This window comes from Caballeronia sp. LZ003 (genome assembly GCF_031451465.1).
Lineage (GTDB): Bacteria > Pseudomonadota > Gammaproteobacteria > Burkholderiales > Burkholderiaceae > Caballeronia.
On record NZ_JARUXJ010000004.1, the window covers coordinates 306,994 to 324,358 of the forward strand.

Below are 17,365 nucleotides of genomic sequence, written 5' to 3' on the forward strand. Positions count from 1 at the left end.
GGCGCGCTTTCAATGAAAAGAAAGCCGCCGCCCTGCATGGGCAAGGCGGCGGCTTTTCGGTTCACTTTTTGTCCTGGCACGGGTGCCGGACTTATCTTCCGGTCAGGTTTCCGGATTACCGTCTTCTGCCGGTAGCGTCTTCGGAATGAAGGCTTCGGCGCGGCGGCGAATGTCGTCCACCTCGCCGGTCACGAAAGTGCGGTTGTCGGCGGCGAGCGCTTGCTGATACTGCGCGCCTTCCGGCACGCGATGCAAAAGCGCGCGCAATTCGCCCTGCGTGGTTTGTTCGACCGGCTCGAAGCTGTAAAGCCCGAGCATGAGTTCGGCGCGCTCGTGCAGCAGAAAGAGGCACGAGGCAAAAACGCCGACCGCGATCACTTCCTGCACGCCAAAGCGGAATTCCTGCTGCACCGACGAAAACGGCAGCCACGCGACGACCAACAAGCCCAGCAGCGCCAGCACGATGGTCGCGTTCAGGAACATGCCGGCGCGGGCAATGACGCGCTCGCGCTCGGTTTGCAACTGCCCGGCCGATTTCGGCACGAGCGCGGTGATGGATTGTTGTTGGCGGAGTGCTTCGAGGGGAAGAGCGGCCATGGATGTGTCGTCGGAACGATTCGTGAGTGAGCGCCAACAGGCAAAGAGCGGCGCGACACGGGTATAACGCATGGCTTACAGGAAGGTTGACGGCGCTTTCGTCTTGTTGCGTCCTGTTTCTTCTCGTTGCAATTGGGGTTTGTGATACGCGGCTTGCACCGATGCTAGCGCGTCCGATCCTTCACCGGCGTGCGGATGGTCGCGGTGCCTTCGGCGATCTGCCGCGCGAACACGAGCGCCTCGACGATGGTGCCGAACACTTCGCCGCGAATCTTTTCGTCGGTCAGCCGCAGCAAATACGACGGATGATAGGTCGGCACCACGATGCGCCCCTTGTGCTCGATGGTCTTGCCGAGATACTCGGACAGCGCCGTGCGATGCCCCGTCAGCGCCTTGAGCGCGGTGGCGCCAAGCGCCACGACCACTTTCGGCGCGATCCGCGTCAGTTCCTCCTCCAGCCAGAACCGGCAGGCCTCGCGTTCGCGCTGTCCGGGCGCAACGTGCTGCCGCTCATCGCCATGCGGGTCGAATTTGAAGTGCTTCACCGCGTTGGTCAGATAAAGCGTTTCGCGCGCGAGTTGCGCCTCGCCGATGGCCTCGTCCAGCAGCTTGCCCGCCGGACCGACGAACGGCTTGCCTTCGCGGTCTTCGTTATCGCCAGGCTGCTCGCCGACCAGCATGACGCGCGCGTTCGCCGGACCGATTCCGGGCACGGCCTGCGTCGCGTTGCGCCAGAGCGAACAGCGTTTGCAGGCGTCGAGCGAGGGCGGCTCCTTCAGCGACGTGCCCTGAAGCGGCTCCAGATCCGTGTTGAGGGCCACTTCCATGTCCGCGGGAACGTTGCGCGGATGCCGGTCGCGCCGCGAATAAGGATCGGCGCGCGAGATCAGCGTGGGATCGGCGCGCTGGTTTTCCGGACTCTTCCAGTAGCGCACCGGCATGTGCGATGCCACTTCGGCGGCATTTTCCACCGCCGACGTAAAGGTGCTTTCGTAATAAGCGAGCCACAGCGCTTCGATGGCGTCTCCGCTCACGGCCTCGCCGCTCATCGCGGTATCGCCGAAATCCATTGGCTTTTCTTCCGGGTCGCTCGTGCGGTCCACCCGCAGCAGCGCGCCGTCCCAGAAGGCCGCGCCGTGCGGCGTCGCGATCATCCACGTGGCGCTGCCCATGCGTGTGGCGAAGTGCATGGCGGCGTGCTCCAACAGGTCGTGCACGGGCTCGCACCAGCTGATGAACTCGGGCGGTCCGAGCGACGAATCGCGATGCCTGAAGCGCAGCACGCGACGCATCTCGTTTTCCTCGGCCTCCACGGCTTCGATCATGTGTTGCAGGCGCTGCCCGTCGGGATCGTCCGGCGATACGACCGCGCGATCGCCCTGGGTCCAGCGCCACAACACCTTGTAGAGAAACATCCAGCGGGCCGGCGTGCGATAGCAGGCGGCCGTTGCCAGCATCGCGAGGAATTCGCGGGCGATCTTCACGGGCTTGGGCGCGTCGGGGTTCTCGGGGCCGGGCGGCGGTCCGTCGATGCTGCCGAACACGGTTGCCGAGGAATCCGATTCCAGCCATACGACGTCTTCCGGCCGCGCGCCTTCCATGAGGAGCGTGCGCGCGGCGGAGCGCCAGGCGGCGAAGGACGGATCGAAGACGACGCTTTTCATCGCAGAGAGGAAGCCGGAAGGAACGAAAAGTACTGTATATCCATACAGTGAATTCTATCGGCGCTTCGGCTTTTGGGGCAACTTTTTTGGGATGGTCGTGCCCTTAAGAGCGGTTGCGACCCTTGCCGCGTGCGCATGGGTACACCCATTGCTGTACCTCGAAACAATCGCGGCTTTGACTGCCGATGAACCACAAAATCAAAACGGAGTCGACATGCTTGCCATAGTCATCCCTGCTCATAACGAAGCCGCGCATATCGGCGCGTGCGTGACTGCCGCCCGGCGCGCGGCGGACCATCATCAATTGCTGGGAGAAGAAGTGCGCGTGATCGTCGTGCTCGACAGTTGCAGCGACGAGACGGGCGACATCGCCTCCGCACTCGGCGCGCACGTCACGAGTATCGATGCGCGCAACGTCGGCATCGCGCGGGCGCATGGCGCGGAGCGGGCGCTTGCGCTCGGCGCGCGCTGGCTCGCCTTCACCGACGCCGACACGACCGTCGCCGACGACTGGCTCTCGCGCCAGCTCGACTGCTGCGCGGATGCGGTGTGCGGCGTGATCGGCGTGCATGACTGGTCGCCGCATCTCGGCGCGGTGCAGGAGCATTTCGGCCGCACTTATACGGATGCGGACGGGCATCGCCATATCCACGGCGCGAATCTCGGCGTCTCGGCACGGGCTTATTTGCAGGCAGGCGGTTTTCCGCCGCTCGAATCCAGCGAGGATGTCGCGCTCGTCGAAGCGTTGATCGAAACGGGCGCGCACATCGAGTGGAGCGCGGCGCCGCGCGTGGTGACGAGCGCGCGTACCGATTTCAAGGCGAAGAAGGGCTTCGGCGCGACGCTGGTGGAAGTGAGCCGGCGTTATCTGAGCGCGAACGTCAATGCCAACGCGGACGTGGCAGGCCCGGCGGATGTGACGGCGATCGCCGCGTAGGCGTTATTGCGAGGTCGACGGCGCGGGGCAAGCGCCGTCGTTCGGATGCGGTGCATTGGAGAGCATAACGGCGATTGCCGCAGAAATATCGACGACGGCCGAGGCATGTCCATGCCCGCGCTCGTTGTGCATGACTCCACGTAACAAAGCGACTGCGTCAACCGTCCGATAAATCGCCAGGCAAGTCCACGTCACGCAGCACGTTCCGGTCATTCACTTCGATGACCGTCGGCTTTTCCATGGCAAAGATGCCGCGCGCGCCTGCGTCGCCATCGAGCGTGGCGAGCGCCGCACCGTACTCGATGCCAAACCCCACCGGATGTCCCCGCGTGCCGCGATAAAACGGCGCGACGAGCCGCGCGCCTGCGTCGAGCGGACGCGCGACGGCTTCGATGGTCGCGGGCTCGATCCACGGCATATCGCCGAGCGCGACAAGCCAGCCTTCCGCGTCGGCGGTGGCGCGTACGGCCACGGCGAGCGTCGCGCCCATGCCGCGCTCGGCATCGATGCTGAAAATGACCTTGCAGCCGGCTTCGTTCAGCACTTCCGCCAACTTTTCCGCGCCCGGCCGAACCACCGCGATCACGCTCGAAGCAACCGAAAGCAGCCTGCGCGCCGACTGAAACACGACCGGCGTGCCGTTCGGCAAAGGCGCCAGCAGCTTGTTGTGAAGGCCGGAAGGATCGAAGCGGGTGCCGAGCCCTGCGGCCAGCAGGATGCCGGTCGCGCTTGACGAGTAGGTCATCGGTGCGGCTCGCGTGGGGAAGAGGATCGATTGTGCAGCGCGTCGATAGTCGCCGCAAGCGTCAAAAAAATCCGCGCGGCGCAATGTGCATTCGTGCCATTGAGCGCCGCGCGTACCGTTCCTTCCGCACTACACCATCGTCTTCGGCATGACTTTATCGAGCGTGATCGGCAAGTCGCGCACGCGCACGCCGGTCGCGTGATACACCGCGCTGCCGAGCGCGCCCGCCACGCCCGTAATGCCGATTTCCCCGATGCCGCGCGCGCCGTCCGGATTGATATGCGGATCGGGCTGACCGACAAAGGAAATATCCAGCAAGCCGATATCCGCGTTCACCGGCACGTGATACTCCGCGAGATTGGCGTTGGTGTAGCGGCCGTAGCGGCCGTCGAGTTCGCCCTTCTCGAAAAGCGCCGAGCCCACGCCCCAAACGATGCCGCCCATCAACTGACTGTGCGCCGTCTTCTCGTTGAGCAAGGTGCCGACGTCATAGACCCCGACGACACGCGGCACGCGGACGATGCCCAGGTCCGCATCGACATGCACTTCCACGAATACCGCGCCGAACGAGTGAAACGAGTACTGCTTTTTCTCGTCGCCGGGGCGCACCGTGGCCGTCGCTTCGATAGCCTTGCCGCCGTTTCGCGCGATGATCGCCGCCGCGGGATCGCGCTTGTCCGGCGTCGAAACGCTCACGACCCAGCCATTGCTCACCGTGACGTCCTCGCGCGACAAACCGGCGACGGGCGATCCGCGATCCGCGAGCGCCATCGCGATCAACTGATCGCGCGCCTGCGCAGCCGCCGCACGCACCGCTGGCGACACGCTCGCCGCCGACTGCGAGCCGCCCGATACCGGCGCCTTCGGCAAGGATGAATCGCCAAGCGCGAAGCGCACGAAGTCGGGCGGAAAACCGAGCGCGTCGGCGGCGACCTGCGTCATCACGGTGTAGGTGCCGGTGCCGAGATCCTGCGTGCCGGAAGCGACCATCGCCGTGCCGTCGGGCAGAATGCGCGCGATCGCCGATGCCTCGCTGCGGTTCGCCGGATACGTCGCCGTCGCCATGCCCCAGCCGATCAGCGTGTTGCCGTCGCGCATCGAACGCGGCGCCGGGTTGCGGCGCGCCCAGCCGAACTTTTCCGCGCCGCGCTGATAGCACTCCATCAGCGACTTGCTGGACCACGGCTTTTTCTCTTGCGGCTCCATGTTCGCGTGGTTTTTCATGCGCAGCGCGAGTGGGTCCATGTGCAACTGATACGCGAGTTCGTCCATCGCGGTTTCGAGCGCGAACGAACCGCTCGTCTCGCCGGGCGCACGCATGAATGTCGGCGTGCCGATGTCGAGCTTCACGAGCTTGTGCGAGGTCGATTGATTCGGCACCGCGTACAACATGCGCGTGAGAATGGCCGAACTCTCGGTCCAGTCCTCGAAGGTCGAGGTGGTCGAGATGACGTCGTGCTTCATGCCGGTCATCGTGCCGTCGCCGTGCGCGCTCACCTGAATGCGTTGTTCGGTGAACGGCCGGTTGCCGACCATGCCGAACATCTGCGGACGTTCGAGCACGAGCTTCACGGGACGTCCGGTCTGTTTCGACGCCATTGCCGCCAGCACGACATGCGACCACACCGAGCCCTTGCACCCGAAGCCGCCGCCGACAAACGGGCAGATCACACGCACATTCGTTTCCGGAATGCCGAAAAATTTCGACACCGCGCCGCGCGCGCCGGAAACACCTTGCGTCGCATCGTAGAGCGTGAGATTGGGGCCGTCCCAGCGCGCGAGCGTCGCGTGCGGCTCCATCGGATTGTGATGCTCGTAGGGCGTCGTATAGACGGCGTCGAGGCGCGTCTGACCTTGGCGCAGACCGGCATCGACGTCGCCGCGGCTCGTGGTGATCGGGCGGCCCATCATCTTTTCGGGTTGATACGCCGTGCCGCGCGCACGCACGTATTCCGCGTTTGGCATGGCGCCCTCGTAGCGGACGATCACATGGCGCGCCGCGCCTTGCGCATGTTCCAGCGTGTCCGCGACGACCACCGCCACCGGCTCGTTGCTGTAGCGCACTTCGTCGGTTTGCAGGAGCGTGAGCTTGCGCACGGCGGGCGGTTGCGCGTCGGGCACGCCGCCGTTGGGCAGACGCATTGCGTTCTTGTGCGTCAGGACGAGCAGCACGCCGGGCATCGTGTCGGCGCCGCTGGTATCGATAGAGGCGATGCGGCCCTTGGCGATCGTGCTCGTGATCAGCACCGCATGCGCGAGCTTGGCGTCGGTGTTGTCGGCCGAATAGCGCGCCTGGCCCGTGACCTTGAGCACGCCGTCGGTGCGATCGAATGGTTTGCCGATGATGCTCATGCCGTGCCTCCCGCTTGTTCCACTGCCCGAACGATCGCCCGCTGGGCGAGCGCCACCTTGAAGCCGTTCTCGCGCAGCGGCTTGGCATCGCGCACGGCGAGCGCGGCCGCGTTTTGCAGCGACGCGCGATCGAGCGGTTTGCCGATGAGCGCGCTTTCCGTCGCATTCGCGCGCCACGGTTTGTGCGCGACGCCGCCCAACGCGATGCGCGCGGCCTTCACGGTGTTGCCGTCCATCTGCAAGGCGGCGGCAACGGAGACGAGCGCGAACGCATAGCTCGCGCGGTCGCGCACTTTCAGATACTTCGAATGTCCCGCGAAAAGCGGCGGCGGCAGATCGACCGCCGTGATGAGTTCGCCGGGCTTGAGCGTGGTATCGAGATCGGGCCGGTCACCCGGCAGCCGATGGAACTCCGCGAACGGAATGGTCCGCTCGCCTTGCGGGCCGGTCACGCGCACGACGGCGTCGAGTGCGGCGAGCGCGACGCTCATATCGGAGGGATTGGTCGCGACACATTGACTGCTCGCGCCGAGTATCGCGTGAATGCGGTTGTTGCCTTCGAGCGCGGCGCAACCGCTGCCGGGCGCGCGCTTGTTGCATTGAGGAAAGCCCGTGTCGTAGAAGTAATAGCAGCGCGTGCGCTGCATCAGGTTGCCGCCGACGGTCGCCATGTTGCGCAATTGCGCCGATGCGCCCGCAAGCAATGCCTGCGACAAGAGCGGATAGCGCTCGCGCACCCACGCGTGATTCGCGGCGTCGCTATTACGCACCAGCGCGCCGATGCGCAGCCCGCCATCGGGCAAGGTCGTGACGCCGTTCAGGGCGTCGATGTGGGTGATATCGACGAGACGAGTGGGCCGCGCCACGCCGCCTTTCATGAGATCGAGCAGATTCGTGCCGCCGCCGATGAACATCGTGCCGGGCTGGCTGGCCGCCTGCAGCGCCGCACCGATATCGGCGGCGCGCTGATAAGAGATCGCGTCCATGTGCTCTCCCTTAACCTTGCGACGAAGCGACGAACTTCACCGCCGCCACGATATTCGGATACGCGCCGCAGCGACAGATGTTGCCGCTCATACGCTCGCGGATTTCATCGTCGGAGAGTTGCGCGGGTCGGAAGCGCACGTCGGCGGTGGCGGCGCTGGCATCGCCTGCACGGTATTCGTCGATGAGCGCGGTCGCCGAGCATAACTGCCCGGGCGTACAGTAGCCGCACTGAAACGCATCCTTTTCTATGAACGCGCGTTGCAATGGACTGAGCGCATCGCCGCCGGGAGCCAAGCCTTCGACGGTCGTGATGCTCTCGCCTTCGTGCATCACGGCAAGCGTCAAACACGAGTTGATGCGTCGCCCGCCCGCGATTACCGTGCACGCGCCGCACTGGCCACGGTCGCAGCCTTTTTTCGTGCCGGTGAGGTCGGCGTATTCGCGCAGGGCGTCGAGCAAGGTCGTGCGCGCTTCGACCTGAAGCTCGTACGGATGACCGTTGATGGTCAGCTTGACCGGCATCGTCGGCGCGGAGGTGACGGGTGGCGCGACGGCGGGCGTTGCAGCTTGCTGTTGCGCGCGCGCGGTCGACGCAAGCGGCGCGGCGGCTACGGCCGCGCTCGCTGCCGCCGATTGCAGGAAGCGCCGACGCGACGGCTTCTGGGCCGCGTCGTCGGTATCGCGTGTATCGGGTGAAAGGGGTGAAGGCGTTTTGACTGGGGACATGGCGATTGAATGCTCCTCGCTCGTTCGGTTGGGCGCGCCACGCCGTGCAGGTCTCGATGAACCACGTCCCTGAGGTCTTGAGGATGGCGCGTGATACGCGAGCCGCCTTCGTTCGATCGCTGTAAGACGACCGAACGTTCGACCATTCGCGCAAGCCAAGAGTGACAGCAAGTCCAATGCCATCGCCGGCAGACGCTGGTGCGCCCGACTACTCGCTCGTCTGAACACGGACCATGCAAGTAAATACTGCATGGCTGCGTAAATAAGCTGCGAAAACGTGTCGGCAAAGATGACGCGAACATGGCCGTTTCGCCCGGCGAGCGCCATATGGCGCACTTTGTGACGCTTCGATCATCGAGTGCGCCTCAAAATATTCGCTCGACGTCAGCCGCCATTCGCCGTGGCTCGACATGTTTGAAACACCTATCCAACCCATGCCATCCGATACGAATCGCTATCACGAAGCGGCTGCGTTCTATTCGAACGGACGCTACGCCGAAGCGCTGGAGACGCTCGCGCCCTTGGTCCTCGACGCCGACGCGCTCAATCTCGCCGCTGTCTGCGCCTATCGACTCGAACGTCACGACGAAGCGGAGCGCTACTGGCTGCGCGCAATCGATGCGCGTCCCGACGACGCCGGGATGCGCAACAACCTGGCGAATCTGTTCAACGAGTTGCAGCGTTATCGTGAAGCGGAAACGCTTTATCGGAACGCGCTCGCACTTCTTCCGGACTATCCGGTCGCGCATTACAACCTCGCGAACGTGCTTGATCGGCAAGGGCGCGCGGATGAAGCCGAGGAGGGTTATCGTCGCGCGCTCGCGCTCAAACCCGATTTCGCCGAGGCTCATGCGAATCTTGCCGCGTTGCTCGCGCGCACGAACCGGTTGCCGGAGGCCGAGGCTGAGTATCGCCACGCGATCGATGCACAGCCTGCCTTTGCCGAAGCACGAAATAACCTTGGCAACGTGCTTCGGACCTTGGGTAAGCTCGGCGAGGCGCGCGCGCAGTTCGAGCACGTGCTTGCCGCACGGCCCGACTGGGCGGACGCGCATCTGAACTTCGGCAACGTCTTGAAAGATGCCGGGTTCGTTGTCGATGCCGAGCATGCGTATCGGCGGGCTGTCGGCTTGCGGCCGGACTACGCGGCGGCGTACACCAATTTGGGCATCGTGCTTGGGGAACAAGGGCGGCTCGCCGAGGCGGAAGTCGCGTATCGCCATGTCGTCCACCTTGCGCCGCGAGACGCCGATGCGCATTTCAATCTCGCCGATGCGATCTACGACATAAGCGCTCACGGCCGTTTCGACCGCCTGCACGAAGCGCAAGCCGCGTATGAAAAAGCCTTGGCCATACGGCCGGATTTCATCGCGGCGCATTTGCATCTGGGCAACGTGTATCGTGAGGACGAAACACGTCTCGCCGAAGCGGAAGCAACCTTCCGGCACGTGCTGTCGATCGATCCGGAGTGCGTCGATGCGCAGATGAATCTGGCCACCTTGCTGCTCGGCACGGGCCGTTATGAACAAGGATGGCCGCTCTTCGAGGCTCGCTGCGACGAGCGCTTCGCGCAGCGCGGCGCGCTTCCGCCAGCGTTGCCGGGTCCGCGCTGGCAGGGCGAAGCGTTGACGGGCAAGACACTCATCGTGATGGCCGAGCAAGGCTTCGGCGACACCATTCAGTTCAGCCGTTACCTTCCTGAACTCAAGGTGCGTGGGCTAGATCGTCTGACGGTGGTCTGCCCGCCGGCCTTGGTCGCGTTGATCGGCGCGATGGATTGCGTGGACGCATGCATCGCGCCGGCCGATCTGCACGCGCTACCGGCCCACGACTACAGTTGCTTCCTGATGAGCCTGCCTTTCCTCATGGGGACGACCCTCGCGACTATTCCATCGACCGTTCCTTATCTGCGAGCACCGCGCGAAAAGGTCGAGTTCTGGCGGGCTCGGTTGCCCGCGGGCACGTTGAAAGCAGGCATTGCCTGGACAGGCGAGCCGCGTCCGGGACTGCGCGACGCCTTTGCCGCTTTTAGCCGGCGCTGGCTCGCCGCGCGTCAATGCGAGCGCTTGCTGACCTTGCCCGGCGTGCACTTCGTCAGTCTTCAGAAGGGCGCGACGGCGCGCGCGGAATGTGCCGCGCTGCCCGACGCCTGGCGTTTGTCCGACCCGATGAACGAAGTCGCCGATTTCGCCGATACCGCCGCGCTCATCGAATCGCTGGATCTCGTCATCAGCGTGGATACATCCGTGGCGCATCTCGCGGGCGCGCTTGGCAAGCCGCTGTGGATGCCGCTGTGCTCGAACGCTTGCTGGCGCTGGCTCGCCGGACGCGACGACTCCCCGTGGTATCCGACCGCGCGGCTTTTCAGACAGCAAGCGCCCGGAGATTGGGACGATGTGATCGAGCGTGTCGCCGATGCGCTGACCGTCTGGCAACGCGACACTCAGCTACGCGGATAACTGCCCGGTGCGCCGCGCGCCGAACGCGCCGGCCCGTATGGATCGGGATTGCCGTAGCGCGGGATGGTGCCATCGGCGCGAGCGCGTGCAAGGTCCGCGCGGACTTCGGCGCGCGAAAGCGGCGTGTTGGCGGCCATCGTCATGGGCGTAGGCATCGGCATGGCTTGCGGTGCGGCGGCCGAATCCATTGTTTGCGCCGATGCCGCAGCGCTCATGGCGAATGCTGCAAGGGCGGCCAAGCGGATCGCTGGTTTCATCGTCGTTCTCCTGAGCGGTGCGAAGCGGTGAGCGAATGCCTATCTATACGCGCTTCGGCGACAAACGGATGAATATGGATGAATAAGCGCGACGGCAACTAACCGTCTTTCGTGCTAGCGCCTGCAAGACGGGCTTTTCGTTGCAAGGGCGCAAAAGAAAAAGCCGGCAGCGCCGGCTTCCCTTGCAAGCCATGCCGTTGGCAAATGCTCAAAGATCCGCCGGATACGGCGCCTTCAGCCACTTCGTCGAAAGCGTGTTGAGCGTGCCGTCTTTTTTCGCTTGAACGATCGCCGCATCGACTTCCTTCAAAAGTCGGGGCTCGTCCTTGTTCAATCCGACATGATCCGGCGAACTGAACAACTGAAACTTCTGCTCGGGCTGCACGGGCGGATTACGCGCGATGATCGTTGCGCCAACATCGTTGCCGACTACCAGCAATTGCGCTTGTCCGGCCAGAAACGCGGAGATCGCGCCGTTCGGGTCTTCGAAACGCTTGATATTGGCCGTGGGAGGTGCGACCTTGCTCACGCTCAAGTCTTCGAGCGTGCCGCGCGCCACCGCTACCGACTTGCCCGCGAGATCGGCGGTCGTCTTCACCGCCAGCGACTTCGGTCCGAACACCGCCAGATAGTACGGTGCATAAGGCCGCGAGAAATCGATCACCTTTTCGCGCTCGGGCGTCTGACCGACCGAGAGCAGCAAGTCGGCCTTGTGCGTGGCGAGATAAGCCATGCGGTTTTCGCCGGTGATCGGCACGAACTCGACTTTCGCCTTGAGCGCGCGCGCCAGGTATTCGCCCATCTCGATGTCGTAGCCTTGCGGCTTCATGTCCGGGCCGATAGAGCCGAACGGCGGATAGTCCATGAATACGCCGATGCGCACCACGCCGTTTTTCTGGATGGTGTCGAGCGTGTCCGCATGGGCGAACGAGACGGCGAGGGCGAACGAAGCGGCGAGCAGGCCGCGCAGAAACCGCGAGAGGCGAAGCGTCATGGTGGGGATCGAAAGGTGAGGGGATCGACGCACTCTAGGCACGCCAAAATCCCCTCACAATCGAAATCTGCGCATGCCAGCCATGTCGCGTGCGCATGGCTGGCTTGTAGAGCAACTTCCTCAGGCTTCGCTTTCCATGATCCGGTCGATCAGCCGCGCGTTCTCTCCCGCCGAACCGATGCCCGCGTGCCGCGCCATTGGCACGAAGAAATGCGTGGCGATAGGCAGCTTCGAGCGCGACAGCCAGTTGCTCAGATGAGTCGCGAGCCTGCGCGCCGGCGTCTTCAGTTCCTCGCGCAGCACGGCGGGCAGCTTGTCGAAGTGACGCATGTCGGTCTGATACGGCTCGGGCGCGACGCATAACGCGTTCGGGCGGCCATCGACATCGGCGGGCAGGCGTTCCAGCGCCTCGTGCAACAGCGCGACGCCGAGACCCTCGCCGCGCCACGGCTTGCGCACTTCCCACAGGCTGATATAGATCACGCGATGCGCATTGAACACTTCGCACAGCCGTTCGGGACCGAGCGCCTCGGTGGCCGCGAGCGCGAGCGACAGCATTTCGCCGGAATAGGTGTCGAGCGTATAGACGAGATCGGCGCTGCTGTGAAGCGGCGGCACCTTGACGAGTTGAAGCTTGACCGCGGCCGCGACGATATCGCTGCCCGCCTCGTGGAACACGGCAAAGGCGGTGCCAAGCCGTTCGTCGTCGACTTGCGGATACTCGTGGCGATACGTCATCGTGAAGAGAAACGGCCCGATCTTCTCGCGATACGCGAGCGGCCGGTCGACGTCGTAATCGGCGGCGCCTTCGAGGCCGTAGGGATCGTAATCGCGCTTTTCACGCCGTTCCGCCGAGGCGAGCACGGCGAGCGGTCGGCGCGATTCCGGCACGAGATCTTCTGGCAAGCCTTCCCAGTTGAGCCGCAAAAATTCGCGGCTGCCGCGATAGTGCGTCTCGAAGAGAGAGAGAATCTGTTCGCTCGCCACCGGGTCGAGAATGCGTTGCGCGCATTCCACCGCGCGGTCGAGGAGTTGATCGGCCTCGGCGGGATCGGGCGCGAGGGCCGGTTCGTGCGCCTGCGGCATGGCCGGCAAGCCGCGCGCGATGCGGTCCCGATGCGCCAGTTCGAGCCATTCGTCGGCGGCGCGTTCGGCGATATGACCCGCCGCGATACGATAGCCTGTCAGCACGATCGACTGACCGGTCTGGCCGAGCGGGAAGACGTACTCGTCGGACATCGCTTCCTCGACCGTCACGTCGCGAAAGGTTTCGCGCAGGGCGGGCGCGTTGGCTGCCGAGTTGAAGCGATCGTGCGAGAGCACATGCGCGACGAGATCGGACGCGGCTGGGCCGGATTCGGATGCCACGCCGGGCAGTAGCTTAAGGAGTGACAAGGTGGGAGTCGTGCTCGATGTGCTCATGGGTGCCGCCCGTGCCTGATGGTTGCTGTGGGTTGCTGTCGGTCGCTGTCGATTGCCGCAGGTCGCAGGTCGCAGTCGCGAAGGGCTATCGTAACAAACACGGGGGCGGATCGGTGCCGGCGGTGCAGTGCGGCAAAACGGAACATTCAAGGAGTCGCTCGATGAATCAGCAAACTGAAGCAATCGATGAAACCGTGACGCACGAAGGCGGCTGCGCGTGCGGCGCATTCCGGTTCCGCGCGATGGGCCGGCCGTTGCGCGTCGGCATGTGCCATTGCATGACGTGCCGGCGCGTGCACGGCTCGGCGTTCGGCTCCTACGTCATCTATCACCGCGGCAACGTGGAGTTTTCCGGCCGCACATCGACGTGGCGCAGCTCCGACGAAGGCAGGCGTCATTTCTGTCCCGAATGCGGCTCCGTGGCGTACATGGAGTACGTGACGCGTGACGAAGTCGATGTGCCGCTCGGCGCGTTCGATCTGACCGGCGTTTTCGAGCCGGCCTACGAACTCTGGTGCGAGCATCGCGAGCCCTGGCTGCCTCAAGGCGTGCGCAAGGAGTACGCGCAAGAGCGAACGGGTTAGCCGTTGCCGCGACCCATTCTTGCGGGTCGGCGCGCGCGGCATCATCGTTGCCGACCGAGACAAAAAACAGCCCGAAGGCAAATAACTAACTTCGATATCGAGACACGCTTTGTCCTGCCGGAACTGCATCCTTCAATCAACGGTCCGAGCAATTGCAATCGATTGCGGAAAATAAGACGATATGCGGCGCGCACGTTTTTCAGAGCGAAAGCATCGAAAGAAACGACATGCGCCGGATGCGCCAAGCAGCAGGATCGGGCCTAAAACGAATTGCCAACGAGGAGCATCGACACCATGGCAAAGCAACCGGTAAGCGGCAGCGGCAAGAGCAACCCCGAAGACGCAAAGTGCGTCGGCGCGTGCGATCCTGGCGAGCAGATAGAAGTCATCGTCATGCTGCGCCGCAAGGACGAAGCAGCGTTTGATCAGATGATGAAGCACATCGAAGCCGGCGACGCCCCGGCGCAGTCCGTGACCCGCGCGGACTTCGGAAAGCGCTTCGGCGCGTCGCAGGAAGACGTCGACAAGGTCAAGAAGTTCGCCGAGCAATACGGCCTCACGGTGGTGCGCGCCGAAGCGGAAACGCGCAGCGTCGTGCTCAAGGGCACCATCGAGCAGTTTCAGAAGGCGTTCGACGTGAAGCTCGAACGTTTCCAGCATCACAACATGGGCGAGTATCGCGGCCAGGCGGGACCCGTTCATGTTCCCGACGAAGTGCACGACGCCGTCACCGCCGTGCTCGGCCTCGACAGCAAGCCGCAAGCGCGTCCGCATTTCCGTTTCCGGCCGCCGTTCAAACCGGCGCGCGGCCTTACGGCATCGTCGTTTTCGCCGCTCGATCTCGCGCAACTCTATGACTTCCCGGAAGGCGACGGCGCGGGGCAATGCATCGCGATCATCGAGCTCGGCGGCGGTTACAAGACCAGCGACCTGACGGCGTACTTCTCGAAGCTCGGCGTGAAACCGCCGAAAGTGGTGTCCGTCGGCGTGGACGACGCGAAGAACGCGCCCACGGGCAATCCGAATGGTCCGGACGGCGAAGTGACGCTCGACATCGAAATCGCCGGAGCGGTCGCGCCGGGCGCGCGCATCGCGGTGTATTTCGCGCCGAATAGCGACGCAGGCTTCGTCGATGCCGTCAATCGCGCCATTCACGACGACACCAACCAGCCGTCCGTGGTGTCCATCAGTTGGGGCGGACCGGAATCCAACTGGTCGGCGCAATCCATCGGCGCGTTCAACGACGTGCTGCAAAGCGCGGCGGCGCTCGGCGTCACGGTATGCGTGGCATCGGGCGACAGCGGTTCGACCGACGGCGTCGGCGACGGCGCGGATCACGTCGATTTCCCGGCGTCCAGTCCCTACGTGCTCGGCTGCGGCGGCACGAGCGTCGCGGCATCCGCGCAGAAGATCACGAAGGAAGTCGTGTGGAACGACGGCGATCAGGGCGGATCGGGTGGCGGCGGTGTGAGCGGCGTGTTCGCGCTGCCTTCGTGGCAGAAAGGGCTGAGCGTCGCGCATGCCGGCGGCAAGACGACGGCGCTCGCCAAGCGCGGCGTGCCGGATGTATCGGGCGACGCCTCGCCGCAAAGCGGCTACGAAGTGCTGATCGACGGCGAGCAGACGGTCGTCGGCGGCACGAGCGCGGTCGCGCCTTTGTGGGCCGCGCTGATCGCTCGCATCAACGCGATCAACGGTTCCCCCGCGGGCTTCATCAATCCGAAGCTGTACAAGGCGAAGGGCGCGTTCCACGACATCACGCAAGGCGATAACGGCAGTTTCGCGGCAGCGGCGGGATGGGATGCCTGCACGGGGCTTGGCAGCCCGGACGGCGCGAAGATCGCGGCGGCGCTCAAACCCGCGAAGAGCACGAGTTGAGACGGGCAGTGACAGTGAACAACAACCACGATGACGATTCTGGAGCGTTCAAGATGAACTCCGATCCACTGGCAGCAGCAGGCGCAGACAAACCCGAAGAACCGGCGCACGGCAACGCGCACGCAGCGGCGAAGAAAACGCCGAAGAGCAAGGATCAGCCGTACTTCGATCCCGTCGCCTACGGCAACGGTCCCGACGATTCCGTCGAGGCGACCGAAGCCGACGAAAACGCCGCGATCACGCACCATAGCGTGACCGTGGGCGGCGAGAAGATCGCTTACACGGCTACGGTCGGCCACCTCGTGACAGTGGACCCGAGCAGCAGCAAGCCGGATGCGAAGATGTTCTATGTCGCCTTCACGAAGGACGGCGCAAAGGAAGAACAACGGCCGCTCACGTTCTTTTATAACGGCGGGCCGGGCTCGTCTTCGGTGTTCGTGCTGCTCGGTTCGTTCGCGCCGCGCCGCATCAAGACCGCCATGCCGAGCTTCACGCCGCCCGCGCCCTACGAGATGGAGGACAACGCGGACAGTCTTATCGACAAGAGCGATCTGATTTTCATCAATCCCGTGGGAACGGGCTATTCCGCCGCCATCTCGCCGAACAAGAACCGCGACTTCTGGGGCGTGGATCAGGATGCGGATTCGATCAAGCAGTTCATCAAGCGCTATCTGACGAAGAACAACCGCTGGAACTCGCCCAAGTTCTTGTTTGGCGAATCGTATGGCACGGCGCGCAGCTGCGTCCTGGCGTACCGGCTGCATGAAGATGGCGTCGATCTGAACGGCATCACCCTGCAATCGTCGATTCTCGATTATCGCCAGGCGGGCAACCCCGTCGGCGCGCTGCCTACCGCCGCGGCGGATGCGTGGTATCACAAGAAGCTCGGCGTGCATCCCACGCCGACCAACCTCTTGAACTTTGCCGAGGAAGTCGCGGAGTTTTCGCGCTCGGACTATCTCAACGCGTTGCGCAAGTTTCCGCAGACCGACGATGAAGTGGTCGAGAAGCTCTCCGAATACACGGGCATCGACAAGGTGACGCTGCTTGCGTGGAGTCTGGATATCGCGGCTTACGACAGCCGTGGCAATTCGCTCTTTCTGACGACGCTCCTGAAGTCGAAGGGCGAATCGCTCGGCTCGTACGACGGGCGCGTGACGGCTATTTCGACGGGCATCGCGGGCAAGATCGATCCGAACTCGGGCGGCAACGATCCGACCATGACAGCGGTGAGCGGCGTCTACACGACCATGTGGAACAGCTATCTCAACGAGCAGTTGAAATTCACGTCCACTTCGTCATTCACGGACCTTAACGACCAGGCTTTCCTAAACTGGGACTTCAAGCATACGGACCCGACCGGCGAACAGAAGGGACTGGATTCGAAAGGCAACGTCGTGCTCTATACAGCGGGCGATCTGGCCGCCGTGATGGCGCTCAACGTGGATCTCAAGGTCTTGTCCGCGAACGGCCTATATGACTTCGTGACGCCGTTTTATCAGACCATCATCGACCTTCAGCAGATGCCGTTGATCAACAGCGTCGTCAGGCAGAATCTTTCCGCGGCGTTTTATCCATCGGGACATATGGTTTATCTCGACGGAGCATCGCGCACACAACTGAAGGCGGATCTCGCGAAGATGTACAACGAGGCCACGTCGAACCATGCGGCCATGACGCGCATCATCTCCTTGCAGAAGGTAACGGCGGAGAAGGCATTGTCGCCAGCGAATACCGGTGTCTGATGGTCACGAGCGGGCGAG

14 protein-coding genes are annotated in these 17,365 nt (G+C 63.9%); 5 read left to right on the plus strand and 9 right to left on the minus strand.

Annotated elements, in window-relative coordinates; all coding sequences use genetic code 11:
• Nucleotides 1–102: 102 nt before the first annotated feature.
• Together QCE79_RS25550 and QCE79_RS25555 are read right to left on the minus strand one after the other, a co-directional pair.
• Nucleotides 103–597: a hypothetical protein gene (locus tag QCE79_RS25550; RefSeq protein ID WP_250467402.1), complete on the minus strand. Its 495-nt coding sequence runs from the start codon at nucleotides 595–597 to the stop codon at nucleotides 103–105.
• A 164-nt stretch (nucleotides 598–761) separates the two neighbouring features.
• Nucleotides 762–2,261: a UdgX family uracil-DNA binding protein gene (locus QCE79_RS25555; RefSeq protein ID WP_250467401.1), complete on the minus strand. Its 1,500-nt coding sequence runs from the start codon at nucleotides 2,259–2,261 to the stop codon at nucleotides 762–764.
• 214 nt (nucleotides 2,262–2,475) lie between these two features.
• Between QCE79_RS25555 and QCE79_RS25560 the strand changes: the two genes are divergently transcribed.
• Nucleotides 2,476–3,198 carry a glycosyltransferase gene (locus tag QCE79_RS25560; RefSeq protein WP_309848596.1) on the plus strand — a complete coding sequence of 241 codons (723 nt, stop codon included), beginning with the start codon at nucleotides 2,476–2,478 and terminating at the stop codon, nucleotides 3,196–3,198.
• 157 nt (nucleotides 3,199–3,355) lie between these two features.
• Here the strand turns inward: QCE79_RS25560 and QCE79_RS25565 are convergent, their stop codons facing one another.
• The 4 genes from QCE79_RS25565 to QCE79_RS25580 all read right to left on the minus strand — a co-directional run bounded on the left by QCE79_RS25565 (nucleotide 3,356) and on the right by QCE79_RS25580 (nucleotide 8,008).
• Nucleotides 3,356–3,943, minus strand: coding sequence for an NTP transferase domain-containing protein (locus QCE79_RS25565; protein ID WP_244829295.1), 588 nt, complete (start codon nucleotides 3,941–3,943; stop codon nucleotides 3,356–3,358).
• A 129-nt stretch (nucleotides 3,944–4,072) separates the two neighbouring features.
• A complete protein-coding gene (locus QCE79_RS25570) occupies nucleotides 4,073–6,295 on the minus strand; it encodes a xanthine dehydrogenase family protein molybdopterin-binding subunit (RefSeq protein ID WP_309848601.1) in 2,223 nt (740 codons plus the stop codon).
• Nucleotides 6,292–7,281, minus strand: coding sequence for a xanthine dehydrogenase family protein subunit M (locus tag QCE79_RS25575; protein WP_309848605.1), 990 nt, complete (start codon nucleotides 7,279–7,281; stop codon nucleotides 6,292–6,294). The genes QCE79_RS25570 and QCE79_RS25575 overlap by 4 nt, the downstream gene beginning before the upstream one ends.
• Before the next feature lie 10 nt (nucleotides 7,282–7,291).
• Complete coding sequence (locus QCE79_RS25580) at nucleotides 7,292–8,008, minus strand: 2Fe-2S iron-sulfur cluster-binding protein (RefSeq protein ID WP_250510233.1); 717 nt, start codon at nucleotides 8,006–8,008, stop codon at nucleotides 7,292–7,294.
• Nucleotides 8,009–8,418: 410 nt separating this feature from the next.
• Between QCE79_RS25580 and QCE79_RS25585 the strand changes: the two genes are divergently transcribed.
• Nucleotides 8,419–10,467 (plus strand): tetratricopeptide repeat protein, encoded by a 2,049-nt coding sequence (locus QCE79_RS25585; protein ID WP_309848607.1) that lies wholly within the window; start codon nucleotides 8,419–8,421, stop codon nucleotides 10,465–10,467.
• Here the strand turns inward: QCE79_RS25585 and QCE79_RS25590 are convergent.
• The 3 genes from QCE79_RS25590 to QCE79_RS25600 form a co-directional block, all read right to left on the minus strand.
• Nucleotides 10,452–10,724 carry a DUF4148 domain-containing protein gene (locus QCE79_RS25590; protein WP_250493607.1) on the minus strand — a complete coding sequence of 91 codons (273 nt, stop codon included), beginning with the start codon at nucleotides 10,722–10,724 and terminating at the stop codon, nucleotides 10,452–10,454. The genes QCE79_RS25585 and QCE79_RS25590 overlap by 16 nt on opposite strands.
• Before the next feature lie 208 nt (nucleotides 10,725–10,932).
• Nucleotides 10,933–11,718, minus strand: coding sequence for a transporter substrate-binding domain-containing protein (locus QCE79_RS25595; protein WP_309848609.1), 786 nt, complete (start codon nucleotides 11,716–11,718; stop codon nucleotides 10,933–10,935).
• Nucleotides 11,719–11,838: 120 nt separating this feature from the next.
• On the minus strand, nucleotides 11,839–13,113 hold the full coding sequence (locus QCE79_RS25600) for an inositol monophosphatase (protein ID WP_244829303.1): 1,275 nt from the start codon (nucleotides 13,111–13,113) through the stop codon (nucleotides 11,839–11,841).
• A 188-nt stretch (nucleotides 13,114–13,301) separates the two neighbouring features.
• Here QCE79_RS25600 and QCE79_RS25605 point away from each other — a divergent pair, with 188 nt between their 5' ends.
• The 3 genes from QCE79_RS25605 (at nucleotide 13,302) to QCE79_RS25615 (ending at nucleotide 17,347) form a co-directional block, all read left to right on the plus strand.
• Nucleotides 13,302–13,724, plus strand: a complete 423-nt coding sequence (locus tag QCE79_RS25605; protein WP_250467394.1) for a GFA family protein — start codon at nucleotides 13,302–13,304, stop codon at nucleotides 13,722–13,724.
• Between the two features lie 294 nt (nucleotides 13,725–14,018).
• Nucleotides 14,019–15,602: a protease pro-enzyme activation domain-containing protein gene (locus QCE79_RS25610; protein WP_250467393.1), complete on the plus strand. Its 1,584-nt coding sequence runs from the start codon at nucleotides 14,019–14,021 to the stop codon at nucleotides 15,600–15,602.
• A gap of 53 nt (nucleotides 15,603–15,655) precedes the next feature.
• Nucleotides 15,656–17,347 carry a S10 family serine carboxypeptidase-like protein gene (locus QCE79_RS25615; RefSeq protein WP_309848613.1) on the plus strand — a complete coding sequence of 564 codons (1,692 nt, stop codon included), beginning with the start codon at nucleotides 15,656–15,658 and terminating at the stop codon, nucleotides 17,345–17,347.
• The last annotated feature ends 18 nt before the right edge of the window (nucleotides 17,348–17,365 follow it).